Here is an 18,178-nt window from a genome sequence, read left to right as displayed (position 1 = left end):
GCCCTTCGGGGCGGTCCTTGCGTCTGGGGCCATATGTAAGGGCCACACGTCTGGCCTCCCACGGTCAGGGCGACGACGGCAGCCCCAGCAGCATGCCGCCCAGGCCGCACAGCAGCACCACCCACCAGGCCGGGCGCTGCCATACCGTCAGCAGCAGAAAGCCCACCAGGGCCAGCGCGAACTCCGCCGGCCCCAGGACGGCGCTCGTCCATACCGGCCGATACAGCGTCGCCGCCAGCAGGCCCACCACCGCGGCGTTGGCGCCGCGCATCGCCGCCTGCAGCCCCGGCCGGGCGCGCAGGGCGCTCCAGAACGGTATCGCCCCCGCGAGCAGCAGCATCCCCGGCAGGAAGATCGCCCCCAGGGCCAGCAAGGCGCCGGGCACGCCGCCCGTGACCATGCCCAGATAGGCCGAGAAGGTGAACAGCGGCCCCGGCACCGCCTGGGCCGCGCCGTAGCCGGTCAGGAAGTCGTCCGGCGACACCCAGCCCGGCTGCACCACCTCGGCCTCTAGCAGCGGCAGCACCACGTGGCCGCCGCCGAACACCAGCGCCCCCGAGCGGTAGAAGGCGTCCACCAGGGCGATGCCCTGACCGACGCCCGCCTGGGCCAGCAGCGGCAGCCCGACCAGCAGGCCGGCGAAGGCCAGCAGGCAGAGTGCGCCGGTGCGCCGACTCAGGCCGACGCTCAGCACCGCCGGCGTGGCCTGGGCGGCCTCGCGGCAGATCAGCCCGCCGGCCAGGCCGCCGAGCACGATGGCCAGCAGCTGGCCCGCGGGGCCGTTCACCGCCAGCACCAGCAGCGTCGCGGCCACGGCGATGGTGGCGCGGCGCCGGTCGGGACACAGGCGGATCGCCATGCCCCAGACGGCATGGGCGACGATGGCCACCGCGACCACCTTCAGGCCATGCAGCAGGCCGTCGCCCAGCGGGCCGGACAGGCTTGCCGCGCCCAGCGCGAAGGCCATCAGCAGCAGCGCCGAGGGCAGGGTGAAGGCCGCCCAGGCGGCCAGGGCGCCCAGCGGGCCGCCGCGCAAGAGGCCCAGGGCGAAGCCGACCTGGCTGCTGGCCGGGCCCGGCAGGAACTGGCACAGCGCCACCAGATCGGCGTAGGCGTGCTCATCGAGCCAGCGGCGTCGCACCACGAACTCTTGGCGGAAATAGCCCAGGTGGGCGACGGGGCCGCCGAAGGCGGTCAGGCCCAGCAGCAGGAAGGCGCGGAAGACGTCGGCGACGCGGGAGGCAGGGGACATGATCGCTCCGGACAGGATATGGCAAGACGAGCCGGCGGACGGCCGCGGCCGGGGGCAAACGCCGGCCCATGCCGCAAGATGCCGACATTGTCCCGTCGAAGGATGACCGAGCGATGATACGTACCTGCTGGTGTTGCCGGGGCGGCGGATATGGCGGGTCAAGCACCCCTGAGGCCGCCGGTGGGACGGTCGGGCGCCGGCGGCTGCCGGCGCCCGGCAGGCATCACTTCAGGTAGACCTGGCCCTGCTCGTAGAGCGAGCGGCAGTCGTTGGCGTCGTGGTAGCGGTCCTCGTCGATGTTGAGCGAGTGCACGCCCGGGCCGGCGAAGCGCGGGTCGTCGCATTCGCCGTCGTTGGCCCAGCGGCTGGTGTTGTCGCCCCATTCGATGCCGTTGCTCGAACGGCTCGAGCCACTGGAGGCGCCGGCGCCGCTCCAGGACGGGCTGGCCTCGGAGACGTAGAGGTTGGCCTGGGGCAGGTCGCCGGACGCGTAGGTGCCGACCCAGATGTTGTAGTTGCCGGAGGGCGGATCGCTCCACTTGATGCCGGGGTTGGTGCCGGCGGCGGTGGAGTAGTCATCGTTGCAGTGCCAGTTGCCGGCGGCATCGTAGACCACCAGGGTGATGTCTTGCTGGGCTTCGGCGTAGATGCTCAGGGTGTACTGGCCGGCCTGGTAGTTCAGGTCCAGGTCGGGGTCGCCGCTGACGTAACCGCTGCAGTTGGGCCCCGCCTCGCTCGCCGAGCGGCTGCCGCCGGCGGTGAGCGAGGTCACGTGCGGGTCGGGCTGGAAGCCTGAGTTGAGGTTCACGGTGCCGTAGGTCGGGGTGGCCTGCCAGTCCAGCGCCTGGACGCCGGCGCTGAGACACAGCAGCGGAAGGGCCACGAGGGCAGCCTTGCGATGAGTTGATGACAGCATAGTCCAGTTCCCTTGCGTTCTTTTTGAGTCCGGGTGCGCGATGCACCGGATTCATAGTACTGCGCCGCCGGGGAAAGTCACGCCGTCTCCTCCTTCTGGCCGAGGCCCTGCTCCCGGCGGAGCGCCTCCAGGCGGGCGTAGAGGTGCTCGGTGAAGAAGCCGTGCATCAGGAAGCGCTGGCTGAGATTCCAGGGCCCGACCAGGTAGTGCGGGTACTTGTTGTAGGCCAGCTCGACCAGGGTCGGATCGCCGATCATGCGGCCGATGCGCAGCGCGATGGACTGGTCGAGGTTGAAGCCGTTGATGGCGTCGCGGTACTCCTCGCGGGTCAGCAGCAGGCAGAACAGGCACATGAACAGCACGTGGGCGCTCTCGAAGTCGAGCACCTGGGTGCGCCGGCGCTCGACCGTGAACTCGGTCATGTCCAGCGGCCGCCAGTGTTCCCAGCGCAGCGCCTCGGGCGGGCGCGGCGCGCTGTCCTGGCCGCGCTCGCCGAGCTCGGCGATGGCCCGGAACAGCTCCTGGTCGTGGTCGACGAAGCTCGCCGTGAGCATGTCCTCGATGCGCCGCGGATACAGCGCCAGCGGCTCGACCTCGCCGGCGGCGCCGTTGTCGATCAGGAAGTTGATGACGTTCGATTCGGTGGCGTAGTGGCGCAGGATCAGCAGATTGGCCTCGGGGCTGACCACGTGGCGGCAGAACCAGCAGATCAGCCGCTGCAGCAGGCCGTGGGCGCGGAACTGGGGCAGCGGCAGCCGCTTGAGGAACCAGGTCAGGTGCAGCAGCGCGCCCAGCACCAGCTGCAGCAGCGGGCGCAGCGACCAGCGGGTGGGGCGCTCCATGTCGTCGAGCCAGAGCCGCAGCGCCTCGCGCTCGATGGGCAGGGTGTCGTCGGCCTCCAGGGCGCGCAGGAAGGGGCTACGCCGGCTCATGGTCGATCTCCTCGAGCTGCAGGGCATAGAGCCGCGCCACCACCCGGGCGGTGCGCAGGATCGCCCGGCGCTCGGCCTCGCCGCGGCAGACCCGGTCGAGTAGCGCGTAGAGCTTGTCCAGGTGGGCGTCGTCGTTGGCGCCGTGATAGCGCATGAAGCGGGTGGCGCCGCCGTCGCCGCCGAGGGCCGCGTCGATGCGTCGGGCCCAGTCGTCGGCCATCTTGTGGCCGAGCCCCTCGATGATCCACATGGCGCCGATCAGGTCGACGGGATTGGGCTGGCTGGCGCGATGCATCATGAAGGCATGCAGCGCCTCGCTGCCGGCGTTGCGCTCGGCGTGAACGATCGTCTCGCGCTCGCCGCCGGCCGCCACGTAGTCGGCCTCCAGCATCTCGTAGTCGCGGTGCTCCTCCCGGGCGTGCTCGATCACCATCGAGCGCACGTCGGCGAAGTCGCGCTCGAAGCTCGAAGCGCCGCGGGTGATCCAGCGCGCGCCCTCGATCACCTGCTGGCGCAGGTGGCACAGCAGCCGGCGGTAGTCCTCCTCGGTGAAGCGGTCGCGCTCCAGGCGCTGGAGGATCGGCACCCGGCCGAGCTGGCGCTCGAAGTCGAACCAGACGCGCATCAGGCCCTGCAGGCAGGCCTGGCCCTCGGAGGTGGTGACCTTGTCGCTCATGAGGTGGCCTCCCTGACCACGGTGAGGTGCATGTAGACGTTGTTGAAGCGCCCGCTCTCGGGCACGAAGCACAGCAGGGTCTCGCCCTCGGCGAGCTCGCGGGTGCGGCGGAACTCGTCGAGCATGATGAACAGCGAGGCGCAGCCGGTGTTACCGCGGGTGTAGAGGTTGGTGTACCACTTCTCCTCGGGGATGGCGGCGCCGGCCTGGGTCAGCATGTCGAAGATCTGGCCGCGGAAGTGATGCGAGGAGTAGTGACACAGCAGGTGGTCGACCTCGTCGACCCTCACTCGGCCCTCGTCGATCAGCCGCAGCAGGCCGTCGACGCCGAGCTTCACCAGGTGATCGAGCAGCCGCACGTCCTGGCGGATCAGCAGCGCGCCGTCGGCCTCGGCCTCGGCGTAGGTGGGGTAGTCCTGCCAGCTCGGGTGGCGCCCCTGGCCGTTCGGTCGGCCCACGCTCATGCACACCGGGAAGGCGTCGGCGTGGGACACGCCGCGGATCCAGTCGATGCGGAAGCTGAGGCCGCGCGGTCGGTCCTCCAGCAGCAGGGCGCCGGCGCCGTCGGAGAGCATCCAGCGCAGGAACTCCGCGTTGAAGTCCGGCGTCGCCCCGGCGGCCTCGAAGCGGCTGGCCTTGAACAGCCGCGAGGCCAGCTCGCTGGCGACCACCAGCGCATTGCCGTGCTCGCCGGCGCGGATCGCCGTCCAGGCGGCCTTCAGCGCCATCATGCTGCTCGAGCAGATGCCGTGGCTGGTGTGCAGCTCCAGGCTCGGCAGGCCCAGCTCCGCCTGCACCATGCTGCCGAAGCCCGGCAGCACCAGGTCGCCCTGGCTGGTGGCCACGCTGAGCATGTCGAGGCGGGCGTCGGGCACATAGCCTCGATCCAGGCAGTCGCGGCCGGCCAGGGCGGCCATCTCGCCGTTGCTGATCGTGGTGCGATGCTCGGCATCGATCGCATAGTGGCGCGTCTGGATGCCGTTGGCCTCGAGGATGCGCCGCTTGAGCCGGCTGGGCTTGCCGTGGACCCGACCCAGCACCTCCTCGATGCGGTCGTTGTCCACCGGCTCGCCGGGCAGGTGATGGCCGGTGCTGGTGATGTAGACGCTCATGCCGACCTCCGGTGCTTCAGGGCATGGATCAGGCAGCGCAGGTTCTCCTCGGCGTAGGGGAAGATCGCCAGCACCGCCATGAAGGTGAGATAGAACGGCAGGTAGCCGGCGCCGCCGTGGGGCACGGTCAAGGGGACCAGCGACAGCTGGCCGGCCCAGTCCAGCGTCAGCAGGTCCGCCACCACCGGGCCGTTGAGCACCGCGATCAGCGCCAGCATGTAGAGCGGCAGGCTGGCCAGGTAGTTATGGGCATGCATCTCCCAGATGCTGATGTGGCGGCGCGGGGCGGCGTAGTGGACGTCCCAGTGGGCCACCAGCTCGTGCAGCACCCAGGCCGCCAGGCAGATCAGCAGCACCAGCACGTTGACCTCATAGAGCAGGCACAGAAGGATCGGCGCGCCGACCTGGAGGCCCATCAGCGAGTGGACCAGCGATTCCTTGAGCCCCGAGGTGGCCTCGATGCGGGTGGCACGATGGCAGCACCAGTCGACGAAGCCGGCGATGCCCCAGAGCGGCAGGAAGACGTAGAGCAGGACCTGGATCAGCAGTGCATCTGTGGTCATGGCATGGCCTCGCGGCGACGGCGTAAGACGATGGGTGACACGAGGAGGGCTCCTTTCCATGGAGGGATCCGGTGTTTGAAAACACTGTTCGAAAACGAGTCTAGTCGATCGCCGCCAGGATGCAAACGGTTGTTTCAATCCGGCCGGGACGAGGGGGCGTCAGGCGCGCGACGGCACGGTGGAGCGGGGGGCTCGCGGCATCCGGTGGCGCATAGAATATAAGCCATGGTGCATGGAAAAGCTCGCCGTCGGCAGGCGGCGGGGCGGGGCACTATGCTGAAGGGGCCATTGTGCTTGCCCTGAATACTGCATAGGGAGGTTCACGCCATGCCCACCACATCCTTCGCCGCCCGGCTCGGCCGCGGCCTGCTGCTGACGCTGCCGCTGTTCGCCGGCACGGCGCTCGCCAGCGAGGGGCGGGACCTGGTCTTCCAGGGCGATGCCAGCTTCCAGGGGCCCCACGGCGGCCAGGCGATCCAGGCGGCGCTGGTCGACACGGCCCTCGACGAGACCATCGCGGTGGAGACCGGCAAGGTGTCCGGCGAGGACGACCCGAGCTTCTCCTTCACCTTCCAGCGCGCGCTGGTGGCCGACGGCCAGTACGCCGTGCACTACTGGATCGATGCCAACTTCGGCGGCGGCACCGCCGGCAACTGCGATCCCATGCAGCACGATCACCAGTGGAGCGTGCCCATCGCGCCCGGCGACGGGCCGGTGACGCATACCGAGCATCACGACCCGTCGGCGCAGAGTGCCGTCTGCGACACCTTCCGCTGAGCGAGCTTGGCCCTCACGGCCGGTGCCCCGGGCCGGCCGGCTCCGTGTCGCTCAGAGCTTCACCTTGCCGCGCAGCGCCTTGGTCTGGCCCTTCTTGACCTTCTTGTCGACCCGGCGGCGCTGTGAGCCCTTGGTCGGCTTGGTCGGCTTGCGCGCCTTGCGCTGCTGGATGGCCTGGCGGATCAGCTCGCGCAGCCGGTTCAGGGCATCTTCCTTGTTGAGCTCCAGGGTGCGGTGCTCCTGGGCCTTGATCACGATCACCCCGTCCTTGCTGATGCGCTGGTCGGACAGCGCCAGCAGGCGCTCCTTGTAGAACTCCGGCAGGCTGGAGGTGGGGATGTCGAAGCGCAGATGCACCGCCGAGGCGACCTTGTTGACGTTCTGCCCGCCCGCGCCCTGGGCGCGGATCTGGTGAATCTCGATCTCGTGGTCGGGTACTTCCACGGTATTGGAGATACGCAGCATGGTGTCCTCGCGGTGGCTGGATGAAGAGGGGATGAATCGGGAAATCGGCGGCGGAGCGGCCGTTCAGCCGCGCTGGCGCAGCGGTTCGAGCAGCTCGCCGAGGCCGTTGTGATCGATCTCGTGCATCAGCTGCAGCAGCTGGCCGATCTGGCCCGCCGGGAAGCCCTCGCGGGCGAACCAGGCGAGATAGGGGCCGGGAAGATCGGCGATCAGGGTGCCTTCGTACTTGCCGAAGGGCATGCGCTGGGTGACCAGGCGTTGCAGGTCCTCGGGTTGCAAGGCGCCGCTCCTCTAGGTGTTGTCCGCAAAGTCGGGTGAATGAAAACGGGGATGGAAAGCGGTGAAAACGAGGCCGCAGGGTACGCCACCGGGGGCCGGGCGGCCAGTCGACGGCGGATTTCCCGCTCCGCCCTTGAATCGCGGCGGGCCGGCCCGCATTGCTGTCGGACATCCATGGCACAGGAGGGAGCTTCCATGACCACACTGGTGATCGGCGCCAACGGCCAGATCGGCCGCCTGTTCTGCGAGCTGGCCCGGCAGGCCGGCGAGCCCGTTCGGGCGATGGTGCGCAATGACGACCAGCGTGCCTGGTTCGAGGCGCGGGGCATCGAGACCGTGATCGGCGACCTGGAGGGCGAGCTGCGTCATGCCTTCGAGGGCTGCGACCGGGTGGTGTTCACCGCCGGCTCCGGGCCGTACACCGGCCCCGACAAGACGCTGTTGATCGACCTCAACGGTGCCATGCGCGCGGTGGATCTGGCCGCCGAGCTGGGGCTCGAGCGCTTCGTGATGGTCAGCGCCCTGCGCGTCGACGACCCGCTGGCCGGGCCGGAGGCGCTGCGCCCCTATCTCGCCGCCAAGCGCGCCGCCGATGCCTATCTCAAGGCCGCCGAGGTGCCCTGGGCGATCCTCAAGCCGGGCCGTCTCACCGACGAGCCGGCCACCCGGCGCGTCGCCGCCTCGCTGGAGGAAAACGGCGGCAACAACGAGGTCTCCCGGGCCAACGTCGCCCATGCGCTGCTGCATCTGGTGCAGGGCAAGGCGGAGAACGGCCGCGAGTACCCGCTGCTGGACGGCGAGCGCGAGCTCGACGCGGTGCTGGCCTGAGGCCGCTCAGCCCGCCTGGGTCCGGTTGCGGCCGTCCTGCTTGGCGCGATAGAGCGCCCGGTCGGCGCGTTCCAGCAGCACATGGCAGGCCTCGTCCGCGCGCAGCGCGGCGATGCCGGCGGAGAGCGTGACGAAGAGGTCCGATCGGCCCGGTGACGCGCTCGCGATCCGCGTGCGCAGGCGTTCGAGGCTCTCATGGGCCTGCTCCTGGGTGGCGCCGGGCAGGATCACCAGAAATTCCTCGCCGCCCAGCCGGGCCAGCACGTCATAGTCGCGCAGCTCGCCGCCCAGCCTCGCGGCCACGTCGCACAGTACCTCGTCGCCGGTGGCGTGGCCGTGGCGGTCGTTGATCTGCTTGAAGTTGTCCAGATCGATGATGGCCACGCACAGCGGGCCACCCTGCCGGTGGGCGCGCGCGATCTCCTCGCCCAGCCGCGCCATGCCGGCGCGGCGGTTGAGCAGACCGGTCAGCTCGTCGTGGCGGGCCAGGAAGTCGAGGCGCCGTTCCAGGGCCTTGCGCTCGGTGATGTCGGTGATGAAGATGACGCGCTTGAGCCGCCCGGCATCGTCCTTCAGGCGCGACGACTCGGCGATGATGCTGTGCGTCTCGCCGTCGCGACCGACCACCTCCCATTCCTGACGCTCGTCATGCTCCTCGTCGCCCTGCATGAAGCATCGATGCCGCCTGAGCGTGGCCTCGCGCTCGGCCTCCGGCACCACCAGGGCAAAGGAGCGCCCCAGCAGCTCCTCCTCCGCGTAGCCGTAGAACTCGCAGAAGGCCGGGTTGACCATCTCGAGGATGCCCGCCTCGTTGGTGATGCAGATGCCGATCGGGGCGGCACAGATCAGCCGGGGCACGTTGTCCGAGCGGGTCAGGGTCAGCGGCATGCGGTCATCCTCGGTGGGGCGAGCGAACGGATCGCCCTGCCGCGGCGGAAGGCCGGCCTCGAACGGCCGGTGTGCCGCCATGGGGGGCACGCCTTGGGCGCTCAGGGTGCCGATGTCATCCCGTGCACCCCAGAGCCGACACGCCGATTCGGCGATGATGAAAGAATAATTTGCTTATTTTTCATGATGGCTCGGCGTTGTACAAGATGGGGCCTCAACGCTTCGACGCGGGGCGTTGCGGGCGCCATCATCCCGGCGCACCATCGTCCGTTTTCCCTGTCGTCCCCCGAAGGAAAGGATTCATGCCCATGCACGATGCCGAGGCTTCCCTGCCGGCCCGCGCCCGCCGGCTGCTCGAGACCGTCCCCGAGGCCGAGCTGCCGCTGACCTACCAGCGGCTCGCCGAGGCCCTGGCGCTCACCCCGCCGCGGACCATCCGCCGCGTGGCGCTGGCCCTGGAACAGCTGATGCGGGAGGACGCCGCCGCCGGCCGTCCCTTCATCGCCGCGCTGGTGGTCAGCCGGCAGGGCGAGGGCCTGCCGCGCGAGGGCTTCTTCGCGCTGGCCGTCGAGCTGGGGCGCTTGCCGCAGGACCCGGCGCGCCACGCCGAGGCCTGGCGGGAGGAGTTCCAGCGCGCCCTCGACGCACGCGACGGTCACCACCACGATCCGGCCTGACAACGACCCGGCCTGAGCACGACGACGCCCGCCGAAGAGGCGGGCGTCGGGGCTCGTGTGAGCGGAGGCGCGGCGAGGGCCCGGCTTGGCAGACAAAAAAGGGCCGGCCCCCTGGTGGAGGCCGGCCCAATATCGAAGGAAACAGCAAACCATGCGCCGGTGCTAGCCAGATCATAGTTCGCTACCTAACAATTCTACCGCGCCGCAGCCGGCTTGGCCAGAGGGCGAGGCGGCTGGCGTAAGGGGGCCGCGTTTCGGCGCGGTGCGCGAGTGAGCCCCGAGCGCCGGCGCGGCATGCTAGCCTGACGCGATGCCAGAGGACATCGCGATGAAGGGAGGCACGCATGGAAGCATTCGGCCTGAGCGGGCTGGCGACGTGGGAGTGGCTGGGGCAGGGCGTCAGCCTGGTGGCCCTGGCGCTGTGCGTGGCCGGCTTCGCCAGCCGGCGCGACGATCGGCTGTTCGTGCTGCTGCTGTTCGCCAACGTGGCCTTCGCCGCCCAGTTCGCGCTGTTCCAGAGCTGGGTGGCGGCGGGCATCTCGGCGCTGATCGTGCTGCGCATCGCCCTGGTGCGTCGCTACCCGGGCAACGTGGCGGTGATGGCCGGGGTGCTCGTCGCGACCCTGGCGGTCGCGCTGCTGACCTGGAGCGGCCCGAGCGACGTGCCGGCGCTGCTGGCCGGCCTGCTCGGCACCTGGGGCATGTTCATGCTGCGCGGCGTCGCCATGCGCGGGGTGCTGGCCGCGGCGGCCTTCTGCTGGGTGATCAGCAACCTGCTGGCCGGCTCCATCGGCGGCACCCTCGCCGAGACGCTGATCCTCGTCACCAACCTGATCACCATCTGGCGCCTGCGGCGCGCCGCCCGGCGCTATGGTCTGAGCCCCTGAGCGAAGGCGGCCGGGCCGAGGCCGGCCCGAGCGGCCTACATCTGGGCGACGAGATAGTTCTCGCGGCCGACCAGCTTGATCAGGCGCAGCTGCTGTTCCAGCCAGTGGGCGTGATCTTCCTCGGTGTCGGAGAGCAGCGGTAGCAGGATGGCGCGGGTGTTGAAGTCGCGCTCGCGCTCGCACAGGGCGATGGCGGCCTTGAGGGCGTCGCCGACCTCGTACTCGAGCTGCAGGTCGTAGCCGAGCATCTCTTCCACGTCCTTGCCGATGCGCACCTGGGTGCGGGTGTGGATGTCCGGCTTGCCTTCGAGCATCAGGATGCGCTCGATCAGCTTCTGGGCGTGGCCCTTCTCGTCGTGGAACTCGTGGTCGATGCGCTCGTGGAGCTTGGTCAGCCCCATGTCGGCATACATCTCGGCGTGCACGAAGTACTGATCCATGGCGGCGAGCTCGGCGGCGAGCAGGCCGTTCAGGGCGTCGATGATCTCTTGATGGCCTTGCATGAGCGTTCTTCCCTGTCGACGTGACGTATCAGCTGCGCATCCTAGTCCGGGGCGCGGGGTTGGTCAATTTTTCTCGGCATATCAATGGCTTGAGATTGCCTTCGCGTGCGATTCGCATTCGGTCCAGGTTTCGCGTCTCGCCTCCTGCCCGCTTCTCCCGGTGGGGCGAGGCGGTTCAGGCGGTCACCCCGAAGACGCTCTTCAGGTAGCGCACATAGGCCTCGTCCCGGGACAGCATCTTGCCCGGGGCATCGGAGATCTTGGCCACCGGCTGGCCGTTACAGGCCACCATCTTGATCACCATGTTCATCGGCTTCACGTCCGGCAGGTCGCAGGTCAAGCTGGTGCCGATGCCGAAACTGGTGCGGATGCGTCCGTCCAGGGCGGTCTTGATGCCCATCGCCGAGTCGAAGGTCAGGGCGTCGCTGAAGATCAGCGTCTTGCCGCGCGGGTCGATGCCGAGCGCCTCGTAGTGGCGGATGCACTTCTCGGCGAACACCATGGGATCGCCGCTGTCGTGCCGCAGGCCGTCGAACAGCTTGGCGAAGTACAGATCGAAGTCGGCCAGGAAGGCGTCGAGGTTGATGGTGTCGGTCAGCGCCACGCCCAGGTGGCCGCGGTATTCCTGCACCCAGGCCTCCAGCGCGGTGCGCTGGCTGTCCACCAGCCGGCTGCCGAGCTGCTGGTGGGCCATCACCCACTCGTGGGCCATGGTGCCCATCGGCGCCAGGCCGTGGCGCCGGGCGATGTCGACGTTGCTGGTGCCGACGAACTGGCCGGGGAACTCCTCGGTCAGCACCTCGACGATGGCCTCCTGCACCGGCTGGGAGAGCCGCCGCCGGGTGCCGAAGTCGGCCAGCCGGAAGTCGGCCAGCTGGGCCGGCGTGTAGTCGCGGCGCAGCCGATCCATCTTCGTGCGCAGCTGCGACACGGCCTGATCGACGCTGGCCCCGGGGTTCAGGGTGTGATTGCGCACCTCGCTGATGATGGCGAGGATCACGATCTCGAACAGGATGCTGTGCGTCCAGGGGCCGTCGATGACGATGCACAGCTCGCTGCCTTCCATGTGCAGGTCCACGTACTCGGGGCGGAAGCGGTACAGCTCCAGGAAGCGCACGAAGTCCGGCGACATGTAGGCGAAGTCGCTCAGGTAGGCGGATTCCGCCTCGCTCAGCGACAGCGAGGCCAGGCCGTCGATCTGGGTGCGGATCTCGTCGAGATAGGGGCGCAGGTCCTCGGCGTCGCGGCAGCGGAATTCCCAGGTCACGCTGGCATTGGGGTAGTTGTGGTGAACCCCCTGCATCATGGTGAGCTTGTACCAGTCGGTATCCAGCAGCGAGGTGATGATCTGACCCGGGGCGCGGTACGTGGCCGCCATGAAGGATGCTCCCTGTGAATGATGGTGGACCGCTGCAGCGGCCCGCGAGACCGGCGTCTCGCGGGGGCATGATGGTAGCGTGTTCACGGTTCGGTGACGAATCGACCCCGCAGAGGAGTCAGGGCGCGAGCCGGGCCGTCAGCGCCTCGAGGAAGGTCTGGATGCGCGCCGCATTGGTGCCCAGGTCGCTCTGGCCGAGGCGCGAGGCCGAGCGCATGTCCACCGTCGTGCCCGCCGCCCTCGGCGTCAGCCGGATCACGATATCGTCCTCGAAGCCGAACCAGCGGGTGGTCGCCACCGCCTCGAGCCGGCGCTCGCGCACCGCCGCGATCGACCAGCCGCGCTCCCGGGCCAGGGCCTCGGCGGCGTCGCGCACCGCCGGCAGCGGACGGGCGATCTCCACCGGCCCCAGATGCGGATAGCCCTCACGCTGGGCCTCGGCGAAGGCGGGGGGATAGTCGAGCGCGTTGGGCGCCGCCCGGCGCGCCTCTGCCAGCGCCTCGAAGGCCGGCGGGTCGGCGAGGTCGGTGGTGATGTCGTGGATCGGCGGCACGCTGCGGGCCAGCTCGCGCATCTGCAGCGGCTGCGCGACGATCGCCACCCCCGCCCCGATCACCAGCAGGCTCGCCAGCACCGGCCTGGCGCGCCGACAGACCCCGGCGACCAGCAGGGCGACCACGGCGACGAGCGCCGCGCCCACGGCCAGCAGGGCGGCGCGATGCAATAGCGAGAACGACTGCCCGAGCGACAGCCATTCCAGGCGATAGGCCGGCCCCGCGCCGGCCATCAGCGCCGCGGCCATCGCCAGCAGCAGCACGGCCAGCCAGGCCAGGGCGGCCGGCCAGCGGCCGCCGCGAGGTCGGGGCTTGAAGGTCAACGACATGGCGTGGCTTCCTCCCTTCGTTGCGGCATGGCCCCTACTATAGTGCCCGAGGACGCTCGTGCCGATCCTGCCGGTAGGCGCCGGTCGCCGATAGGCCGAGGCGATGGCGCCCATGTTGGCATGTCGTGAGCATGTTAAGTATCTTGGACGGGTCTTGGCGGGTTCGGCGATCCGCCCGACCCCGAACCATCCGAACACGCATTCCGCGAGGCCCCATGAATCCGACCATCGAACTGCTGAAGTCCCATCGCTCGGTGCGCAAGTTCACCGACCAGAAGATGCCGCCCGAGCTGCTGCGGGAGCTGGTCAGCGCCGGCCAGGCCGCCGCGTCCTCCAACCACGTGCAGGCCTACAGCGTCATCCACGTGACCACCCCGGCCAAGCGCGAGCAGATCGCCGAGCTGGCCGGCGGCCAGGGCTACGTCGCCAGCGCCTCCGACTTCCTGGTGTTCTGCGCCGACATGAAGCGGCCCACCGACGCCTCCGAGCGCACCGGCGCCAACGTCGTGCGCGGCATGACCGAGCAGCTGCTGGTGGCCAGCGTCGATACCGCGCTGATGGCGCAGAACGTGGCCGTGGCCGCCGAGTCCGAGGGGCTCGGCATCTGCTACATCGGCGGCATCCGCAATAACCCGCAGGCCGTCAGCGAGCTGCTCGAGCTGCCGGAGCATGTCTATCCGGTGTTCGGCATGTGCATCGGCTATCCCGCCCACGACCCGGACGTGAAGCCGCGCCTGCCGGTCGAGGCGATCCTCAAGGAAGACCGCTACACCGACGATCGCGAACAGGTCGACGCCTACGACGACGAGATGCACCGCTACTACGGCGAGCGCACCGGCGGCACCAAGGACACCAACTGGTCGAAGAGCCTCGAGCCGCTGTTCGACACCAAGCTGCGTCCCCACATGCGCGACTTCCTGGTCAAGCGCGGCTTCGAGATGAAGTAGGCGCTGCCGGCCCCGAGGTGTCCTCGGGGCTTGCGCTCTCAACTGATCCCCTTTTTTCGCGACCTTCTGCCCCTGTTATGGCCCCGGCCGTTCTGTCATCTTGACCGCCCACGACAGGGGCCGCGGGACGCGGGCCGGTTTCCAGGGTTTGAGGGGTGTCATGATGATCTACGTCGCGTTCTTCCTGATCTTCGTCGGTGTGACGTTCGCGCTGCATCAGGTGTACAGCGTGCATTACGCGATCAACTTCGAGGACGAGGAGGAGCGCCCGGAGCGGGTCAACCAGGCGCTGACGACGCTTTGCGACGCGGCCGAGGAGTGCCGCGACGGCCGGCCCTCGGCAGGGTTCGAGCAGGCGGTGGCCCGCATCTTCGGCGGCGGCGTCGACCCGCGGCTGGTGCTGGCGGCGCTGGCGCCGGGCCGGCGGAAGGCCTTCGCCGAGCCGCTGCTGCGCCGGCGCGGGCGCATCGACACCCGCGGCGAGCTGACCGTGGCGCACCTGCCGGGCTGGAAGACCCGTCCGCCGCGGCGCTATCGGCGCGGGCCGATGCTGGTGCTGGTCATGGCCTGCAGCCTGCTGGCGCTGTTCTGGGGCGGGATGAGCATCTTCACCGCGGCCTATCCGGTGGCGGTGCCGGCGCTGGCCTGGGCCAACAACCTGGCCGTGCTGACGGCGCTGGTCTATGCCTCGGCGCTGCTGGCCTTCGCCGTCTCGAAGCTCGACCTCTACCTGCACGATCTCCAGCAGATCGGCCGGCTGAACCGGCGCCTGCACGAGGCGCCGCGCGCCTGAGTTCAGAAGGCGTCGATCAGCTCGCCCAGCGTCGCCATGGCCGCCTCGCTGCGCGGCGTCCAGGGATGGCCGTAGCTCAGGCGCAGGCAGTGGCGAAAGCCCTGGGTGGCGGAGAAGATCGGCCCCGGCGCCAGGCTGATGCCACGCTCCCGGGCCAGATGGAACAGGCGCAGCGAGTCCACCCGTTCGGGCAGTTCGAACCACAGGAAGTAGCCGCCGGCCGGGCGGGTGGCCCGGGTCTCGGCCGGGAAGTGATGCGCGGCCGAGGCCAGCATACGGCCCTGCTGGGTCTCCAGGGCATGGCGCAGCTGGCGCAGATGGCGGTCATAGCCGCCATGCTGAAGATAGTCGGCAATGGCCGTCTGGGCCGGCACCGAGGGCGAGATGGTCGTCATCAGCTTGAGCCGCGAGACCGCCTCCGCGAAGCGCCCGGCCGCCACCCAGCCGACGCGATACCCCGGCGCCAGGCTCTTCGAGAACGAGCCGCAGTGGATGACCAGGCCCTCGTCGTCGAACTGCTTCACCGGCTTCGGCGGCGTGGTGGCGAAGTGCAGCTCCGCGTAGGCGTCGTCCTCGATCAGCGGCACCTGGTGGCGCTTGATCAGCGCGTAGAGCGCGCGTTTCTTGTCGTCGTCCAGGCTCGCGCCCAGCGGGTTCTGCAGGTGGCTCATGAACCAGCAGGCCTTGATCGGCAGCCGCGCCAGGCTGTCCGCCAGCACGTCCAGGTCGACGCCCTCGCGCGGGTGCACGGGAATCTCCACCGCCCTGAGCTTCAGGCGCTCGAGGATCTGCAGGCTGGCGTAGAAGGCCGGCGACTCGATGGCGACCAGGTCCCCGGGCTCGGTCACGCACTGCAAGCCCAGGTTCAGCGCCTCCATGGCGCCGCTGGTGATCACCAGCTCCTCGGGCGGCAGCGGCATCCCCTTCAGCGTGTAGCGCAGCACGATCTGGCGGCGCAGGTCGGCATCGCCCGTCGTCATGTCGCGCAGCACGTCGCCGCCGCTCATCCCGCGCAGGCCCTTGGCCATGCTGCGGGCCAGCCGGGCGAGCGGGAACAGCTCCGGGCTGGGGAAGGCCGAGCCGAACGGCACGGTGTCGGGGTCCTGGAGCGAGTCGAGCACCGAGAACACCAGCTCGCTGACGGCCACGTCGGCGCTCTCCTGCCGGCTCGGCGTCATGCGCGGCTCGTGCAGCACCCGCCGGGCCTGCTCGCGCACGTAATAGCCGGAGCGCGACCTGGCCACGATCAGCCCGCGATCCTCCAGCAGGTAGTAGGCCTGGAAGACGGTGGAGTGGCTGATGCCGTACTGGCGACTGGCCTGGCGCACCGAAGGCACCCGCTCGCCCGGGGCCAGCACGCCCTCGCGGATCAGCTCGGCGATCCGGTCGGCGAATGTCTCGTAGCGTTTCATCGGCGGCTCGCGACCCCGTCATCGCAGTGGCGGAAGGAAGAGCATTCCACCACGCCCGGCGCCGCGGCGGAAGGCGATACGACAACGCCCCGACCAGGAAGGGCCGGGGCGTGGCGCTGGCCGATGGAGGCACGGCGCATCACTTGAAGCGTGAGCGGGCCTTCTCGAGGGAATCGCTCAGCGAGCTCCAGGCGCTTTCCGCGCCGGCCTTGAGGTCGTCCCAGGCGTCGTCGCTGGAGTCGCGCAGTTCGTCGAGCTTCTGGCGCATCTCGTCACGCCTGGCCTCGAGCTCGTCGACTTCCTTCTCGTGCTCGATGCGCTGGTCGGCCTCGGCGCTCCTGGCACGGGCCTTCAGCTTGTCCACCTCGGCCTGCAGCTCGTCCAGCTTGGCGCGCAGCTTCTGTTCGTAGGCATTCCGGTCGCTCATGGGAAGACTCCTTTCCGTGGGCGCGTGAATCACGATTCGCTCGTGCCCGTCGCGGGGCAACACGATGTGGTCGTTACAGGGTGGCATATCCCCCCCGGGAACTGGCAAGGTCGCGCGTACCGGCATATGTCCCGTCGGTGCCGTGCGGCGCCGACCCTCCACTGACCATCAGCCCGGCGAGCCTGGCGGAGGTATCATGAAGTCTCTTACGAGCACGAGGTTCGCAATTCTCGGGGCGGCGCTGGTCGCGATCAGCTACGGCCTGGCGCGCTTCGCCTTCGGCCTGTTCGTGCCGCAGATCCGCGACGCGCTGGAGCTCACGCCCTACGCCATCGGCATCATCGGCGCGCTGCCGCTGATCAGCTTCCTGCTGTCCACGGTGGTCGCGCCCTTCATCACCGACCATCTCGGCGCCCGCAACACGGCGGTGCTGTCCGGCCTGTTCGGCGTCGTCGGCCTGGGGCTGATCAGCCAGGCCTCCGGCGCGCTGATGCTGGGCAGCGGCGTGTTCGCCTGCGGCATCTGCACCGGCCTGATGATGCCGGCCCTCTCGGCCGCCATGCAGGCGATGGTGAGGCGCTCGCTGCACGGGCGGGTCAGCTCGGTGATGAACGCCGGCACCAGCATCGGCGTGATCGTCGCCGTGCCCACGGTGCTGTTCATGGTCGGCGCCTGGCGGCTGGCCTATCTCTCGTTCGCGATCTGCACCGCCATCGGCGTGATCGCCGCCTGGTGGTTCCTGCCCTCGGTGTCGCGCATCGTGCCCTCGAACGCCGCGCCGCCGCCGCCGCTCCCCGAGCTGCCCTGGTCGCGGCTGGTGCGGCTGTCGCTGTTCTCCTTCGTGATGGGCTTCGTCTCGTCCGCCTACTGGATCTTCGCGCCCGACCTGGTCGTCACCCTCGGTGGCCTGCCGCCGGCCTCCACCGGTTGGCTGTGGCTGGCGGTGGGCATCGCCGGTCTCGGCGGCGCCGTGGTGGCCGACCTGGCCGACCGCAACAACCCGCCGATCACTCACGCGCTGATGCTGATGATGCTGGCCGCCAGCCTGGCGCTGCTCGCGGCCAGCCCCGCCCAGACGCCGCTGGCGGCGTTCTCCGCGCTGGTCTTCGGCCTGGCCTACATGAGCCTGACGGGGCTGTATCTGATGACCGGCATCCGCCTGCTGCCGGGCCGGCTGTCGGTGGGGCCGGTGCTGCCCTTCATGGCGGTGTCGCTGGGGCAGGCCACCGGCTCGCCGGTGGTCGGCGGGCTGGTCAATGCCTTCGGCTATGCGACGGCGTTCTCCATGTTCGCCGCGCTGGGCATCCTGGTGGCTATCCTGTCGCCCTTCTATCCGGGCCATATCGAGCAAGCGGACGAGGACGCGGAAGCCGAGGAGGATACCGGCCTGCAGGCGGCCTACGACCAACAGCTGCAGAACGAGGAGGGCGAGCCGCTGGAGGATCCGGAAGAGCCGCAAGAATCGCAAGAGCCGCAAGAATCGCAAGAGTCGCAAGAGCAGGAGGCGCCTGCCGAGGCGTCCGCCGATACCGCTTCCGAAGAAGGGCCGGCGGAGCACTCCCGCCACAGTGCCCGGTAACGCC

At 69.6% G+C, this 18,178-nt stretch carries 21 protein-coding genes; 7 read left to right on the top strand and 14 right to left on the bottom strand.

Features of this window, described 5'->3' with window-relative positions; genetic code table 11:
• Positions 1-64: 64 nt before the first annotated feature.
• The 6 genes from chrA to UYS_RS0208510 form a co-directional block, all read right to left on the bottom strand.
• The gene (chrA, locus tag UYS_RS0208535) at positions 65-1,252 is read right to left on the bottom strand and encodes a chromate efflux transporter (RefSeq protein ID WP_016855091.1); all 1,188 of its coding nucleotides are present in this window, start codon (positions 1,250-1,252) and stop codon (positions 65-67) included.
• Positions 1,253-1,475: 223 nt separating this feature from the next.
• Positions 1,476-2,168, bottom strand: coding sequence for a hypothetical protein (locus UYS_RS18675; RefSeq protein ID WP_016855090.1), 693 nt, complete (start codon positions 2,166-2,168; stop codon positions 1,476-1,478).
• A 77-nt stretch (positions 2,169-2,245) separates the two neighbouring features.
• On the bottom strand, positions 2,246-3,100 hold the full coding sequence (locus tag UYS_RS17155) for a DUF6999 family protein (protein WP_016855089.1): 855 nt from the start codon (positions 3,098-3,100) through the stop codon (positions 2,246-2,248).
• Entirely contained in the window at positions 3,087-3,776 is a 690-nt protein-coding gene (locus UYS_RS0208520) for a hypothetical protein (protein ID WP_016855088.1), read from the bottom strand. The genes UYS_RS17155 and UYS_RS0208520 overlap by 14 nt, the downstream gene beginning before the upstream one ends.
• Entirely contained in the window at positions 3,773-4,888 is a 1,116-nt protein-coding gene (locus UYS_RS0208515) for a beta-ketoacyl-ACP synthase III (RefSeq protein ID WP_016855087.1), read from the bottom strand. The genes UYS_RS0208520 and UYS_RS0208515 overlap by 4 nt, the downstream gene beginning before the upstream one ends.
• The gene (locus tag UYS_RS0208510; protein ID WP_016855086.1) at positions 4,885-5,451 is read right to left on the bottom strand and encodes a hypothetical protein; all 567 of its coding nucleotides are present in this window, start codon (positions 5,449-5,451) and stop codon (positions 4,885-4,887) included. Before UYS_RS0208510 ends, UYS_RS0208515 begins: the two co-directional genes overlap by 4 nt.
• A 327-nt stretch (positions 5,452-5,778) precedes the next feature.
• Here UYS_RS0208510 and UYS_RS0208505 point away from each other — a divergent pair, with 327 nt between their 5' ends.
• Positions 5,779-6,228 (top strand): hypothetical protein, encoded by a 450-nt coding sequence (locus tag UYS_RS0208505; RefSeq protein WP_016855085.1) that lies wholly within the window; start codon positions 5,779-5,781, stop codon positions 6,226-6,228.
• 51 nt (positions 6,229-6,279) lie between these two features.
• On the opposite strand, the gene arfB is transcribed toward UYS_RS0208505, so the two are convergent.
• Positions 6,280-6,693: an alternative ribosome rescue aminoacyl-tRNA hydrolase ArfB gene (arfB, locus tag UYS_RS0208500; RefSeq protein WP_016855084.1), complete on the bottom strand. Its 414-nt coding sequence runs from the start codon at positions 6,691-6,693 to the stop codon at positions 6,280-6,282.
• Positions 6,694-6,756: 63 nt separating this feature from the next.
• Positions 6,757-6,972: a DUF3820 family protein gene (locus tag UYS_RS0208495; RefSeq protein WP_016855083.1), complete on the bottom strand. Its 216-nt coding sequence runs from the start codon at positions 6,970-6,972 to the stop codon at positions 6,757-6,759.
• 195 nt (positions 6,973-7,167) lie between these two features.
• Here UYS_RS0208495 and UYS_RS0208490 point away from each other — a divergent pair, with 195 nt between their 5' ends.
• Positions 7,168-7,800 (top strand): SDR family oxidoreductase, encoded by a 633-nt coding sequence (locus tag UYS_RS0208490; protein ID WP_016855082.1) that lies wholly within the window; start codon positions 7,168-7,170, stop codon positions 7,798-7,800.
• Positions 7,801-7,806: 6 nt separating this feature from the next.
• Here the strand turns inward: UYS_RS0208490 and UYS_RS0208485 are convergent, their stop codons facing one another.
• Positions 7,807-8,688: a GGDEF domain-containing protein gene (locus UYS_RS0208485; protein ID WP_192813925.1), complete on the bottom strand. Its 882-nt coding sequence runs from the start codon at positions 8,686-8,688 to the stop codon at positions 7,807-7,809.
• 302 nt (positions 8,689-8,990) lie between these two features.
• Between UYS_RS0208485 and UYS_RS0208480 the strand changes: the two genes are divergently transcribed.
• On the top strand, positions 8,991-9,365 hold the full coding sequence (locus UYS_RS0208480) for a hypothetical protein (RefSeq protein WP_016855080.1): 375 nt from the start codon (positions 8,991-8,993) through the stop codon (positions 9,363-9,365).
• Between the two features lie 344 nt (positions 9,366-9,709).
• Positions 9,710-10,252 (top strand): YgjV family protein, encoded by a 543-nt coding sequence (locus UYS_RS0208475; protein WP_016855079.1) that lies wholly within the window; start codon positions 9,710-9,712, stop codon positions 10,250-10,252.
• A gap of 35 nt (positions 10,253-10,287) precedes the next feature.
• Here UYS_RS0208475 and bfr read toward each other — a convergent pair whose 3' ends face one another.
• From bfr to UYS_RS0208460, 3 genes are all read right to left on the bottom strand, one after another.
• Positions 10,288-10,755: a bacterioferritin gene (bfr, locus tag UYS_RS0208470; protein ID WP_016855078.1), complete on the bottom strand. Its 468-nt coding sequence runs from the start codon at positions 10,753-10,755 to the stop codon at positions 10,288-10,290.
• 175 nt (positions 10,756-10,930) lie between these two features.
• Positions 10,931-12,133 carry a nicotinate phosphoribosyltransferase gene (gene pncB, locus UYS_RS0208465; protein ID WP_016855077.1) on the bottom strand — a complete coding sequence of 401 codons (1,203 nt, stop codon included), beginning with the start codon at positions 12,131-12,133 and terminating at the stop codon, positions 10,931-10,933.
• A gap of 118 nt (positions 12,134-12,251) precedes the next feature.
• On the bottom strand, positions 12,252-13,016 hold the full coding sequence (locus tag UYS_RS0208460; protein ID WP_016855076.1) for a DUF1499 domain-containing protein: 765 nt from the start codon (positions 13,014-13,016) through the stop codon (positions 12,252-12,254).
• 215 nt (positions 13,017-13,231) lie between these two features.
• Here UYS_RS0208460 and nfsA point away from each other — a divergent pair, with 215 nt between their 5' ends.
• Both nfsA and UYS_RS0208450 read left to right on the top strand, forming a co-directional pair.
• Complete coding sequence (gene nfsA / locus UYS_RS0208455) at positions 13,232-13,963, top strand: oxygen-insensitive NADPH nitroreductase (protein WP_016855075.1); 732 nt, start codon at positions 13,232-13,234, stop codon at positions 13,961-13,963.
• Between the two features lie 160 nt (positions 13,964-14,123).
• Positions 14,124-14,756, top strand: a complete 633-nt coding sequence (locus UYS_RS0208450; RefSeq protein WP_016855074.1) for a hypothetical protein — start codon at positions 14,124-14,126, stop codon at positions 14,754-14,756.
• 2 nt (positions 14,757-14,758) lie between these two features.
• Here UYS_RS0208450 and mapR read toward each other — a convergent pair whose 3' ends face one another.
• Positions 14,759-16,168, bottom strand: a complete 1,410-nt coding sequence (gene mapR / locus UYS_RS0208445) for a GntR family transcriptional regulator MpaR (RefSeq protein ID WP_016855073.1) — start codon at positions 16,166-16,168, stop codon at positions 14,759-14,761.
• A gap of 139 nt (positions 16,169-16,307) precedes the next feature.
• Complete coding sequence (locus tag UYS_RS0208440; protein WP_016855072.1) at positions 16,308-16,595, bottom strand: sll1863 family stress response protein; 288 nt, start codon at positions 16,593-16,595, stop codon at positions 16,308-16,310.
• A gap of 196 nt (positions 16,596-16,791) precedes the next feature.
• On the opposite strand from UYS_RS0208440, the gene UYS_RS0208435 reads away from it, so the two are divergent.
• Positions 16,792-18,174: an MFS transporter gene (locus UYS_RS0208435; RefSeq protein ID WP_016855071.1), complete on the top strand. Its 1,383-nt coding sequence runs from the start codon at positions 16,792-16,794 to the stop codon at positions 18,172-18,174.
• Positions 18,175-18,178 lie beyond the last annotated feature (4 nt).

The sequence above is a fragment of the Halomonas smyrnensis AAD6 genome (assembly GCF_000265245.1).
Taxonomy (GTDB): Bacteria; Pseudomonadota; Gammaproteobacteria; order Pseudomonadales; family Halomonadaceae; genus Halomonas; species Halomonas smyrnensis.
The sequence above is the reverse complement of the archived record's forward strand: the minus strand, read 5'-3'. Positions and strand labels throughout refer to the sequence as shown.

Excerpts from the sequence above, each read along its gene's own strand:
- UYS_RS0208505 (WP_016855085.1), top strand. The coding sequence starts at position 5,779 with ATGCCCACCACATCCTTCGCCGCCCGGCTCGGCCGCGGCCTGCTGCTG.
- UYS_RS0208490 (WP_016855082.1), top strand. The coding sequence starts at position 7,168 with ATGACCACACTGGTGATCGGCGCCAACGGCCAGATCGGCCGCCTGTTC.
- pncB (WP_016855077.1), bottom strand. The coding sequence starts at position 12,133 with ATGGCGGCCACGTACCGCGCCCCGGGTCAGATCATCACCTCGCTGCTG.
- UYS_RS0208460 (WP_016855076.1), bottom strand. The coding sequence starts at position 13,016 with ATGTCGTTGACCTTCAAGCCCCGACCTCGCGGCGGCCGCTGGCCGGCC.
- UYS_RS0208435 (WP_016855071.1), top strand. The coding sequence starts at position 16,792 with ATGAAGTCTCTTACGAGCACGAGGTTCGCAATTCTCGGGGCGGCGCTG.
- UYS_RS0208510 (WP_016855086.1), bottom strand. The coding sequence starts at position 5,451 with ATGACCACAGATGCACTGCTGATCCAGGTCCTGCTCTACGTCTTCCTG.
- UYS_RS0208520 (WP_016855088.1), bottom strand. The coding sequence starts at position 3,776 with ATGAGCGACAAGGTCACCACCTCCGAGGGCCAGGCCTGCCTGCAGGGC.
- arfB (WP_016855084.1), bottom strand. The coding sequence starts at position 6,693 with ATGCTGCGTATCTCCAATACCGTGGAAGTACCCGACCACGAGATCGAG.
- UYS_RS18675 (WP_016855090.1), bottom strand. The coding sequence starts at position 2,168 with ATGCTGTCATCAACTCATCGCAAGGCTGCCCTCGTGGCCCTTCCGCTG.
- bfr (WP_016855078.1), bottom strand. The coding sequence starts at position 10,755 with ATGCAAGGCCATCAAGAGATCATCGACGCCCTGAACGGCCTGCTCGCC.
- mapR (WP_016855073.1), bottom strand. The coding sequence starts at position 16,168 with ATGAAACGCTACGAGACATTCGCCGACCGGATCGCCGAGCTGATCCGC.
- UYS_RS0208515 (WP_016855087.1), bottom strand. The coding sequence starts at position 4,888 with ATGAGCGTCTACATCACCAGCACCGGCCATCACCTGCCCGGCGAGCCG.
- UYS_RS0208440 (WP_016855072.1), bottom strand. The coding sequence starts at position 16,595 with ATGAGCGACCGGAATGCCTACGAACAGAAGCTGCGCGCCAAGCTGGAC.
- UYS_RS0208475 (WP_016855079.1), top strand. The coding sequence starts at position 9,710 with ATGGAAGCATTCGGCCTGAGCGGGCTGGCGACGTGGGAGTGGCTGGGG.
- chrA (WP_016855091.1), bottom strand. The coding sequence starts at position 1,252 with ATGTCCCCTGCCTCCCGCGTCGCCGACGTCTTCCGCGCCTTCCTGCTG.
- UYS_RS0208480 (WP_016855080.1), top strand. The coding sequence starts at position 8,991 with ATGCCCATGCACGATGCCGAGGCTTCCCTGCCGGCCCGCGCCCGCCGG.
- nfsA (WP_016855075.1), top strand. The coding sequence starts at position 13,232 with ATGAATCCGACCATCGAACTGCTGAAGTCCCATCGCTCGGTGCGCAAG.
- UYS_RS0208450 (WP_016855074.1), top strand. The coding sequence starts at position 14,124 with ATGATGATCTACGTCGCGTTCTTCCTGATCTTCGTCGGTGTGACGTTC.
- UYS_RS17155 (WP_016855089.1), bottom strand. The coding sequence starts at position 3,100 with ATGAGCCGGCGTAGCCCCTTCCTGCGCGCCCTGGAGGCCGACGACACC.
- UYS_RS0208485 (WP_192813925.1), bottom strand. The coding sequence starts at position 8,688 with ATGCCGCTGACCCTGACCCGCTCGGACAACGTGCCCCGGCTGATCTGT.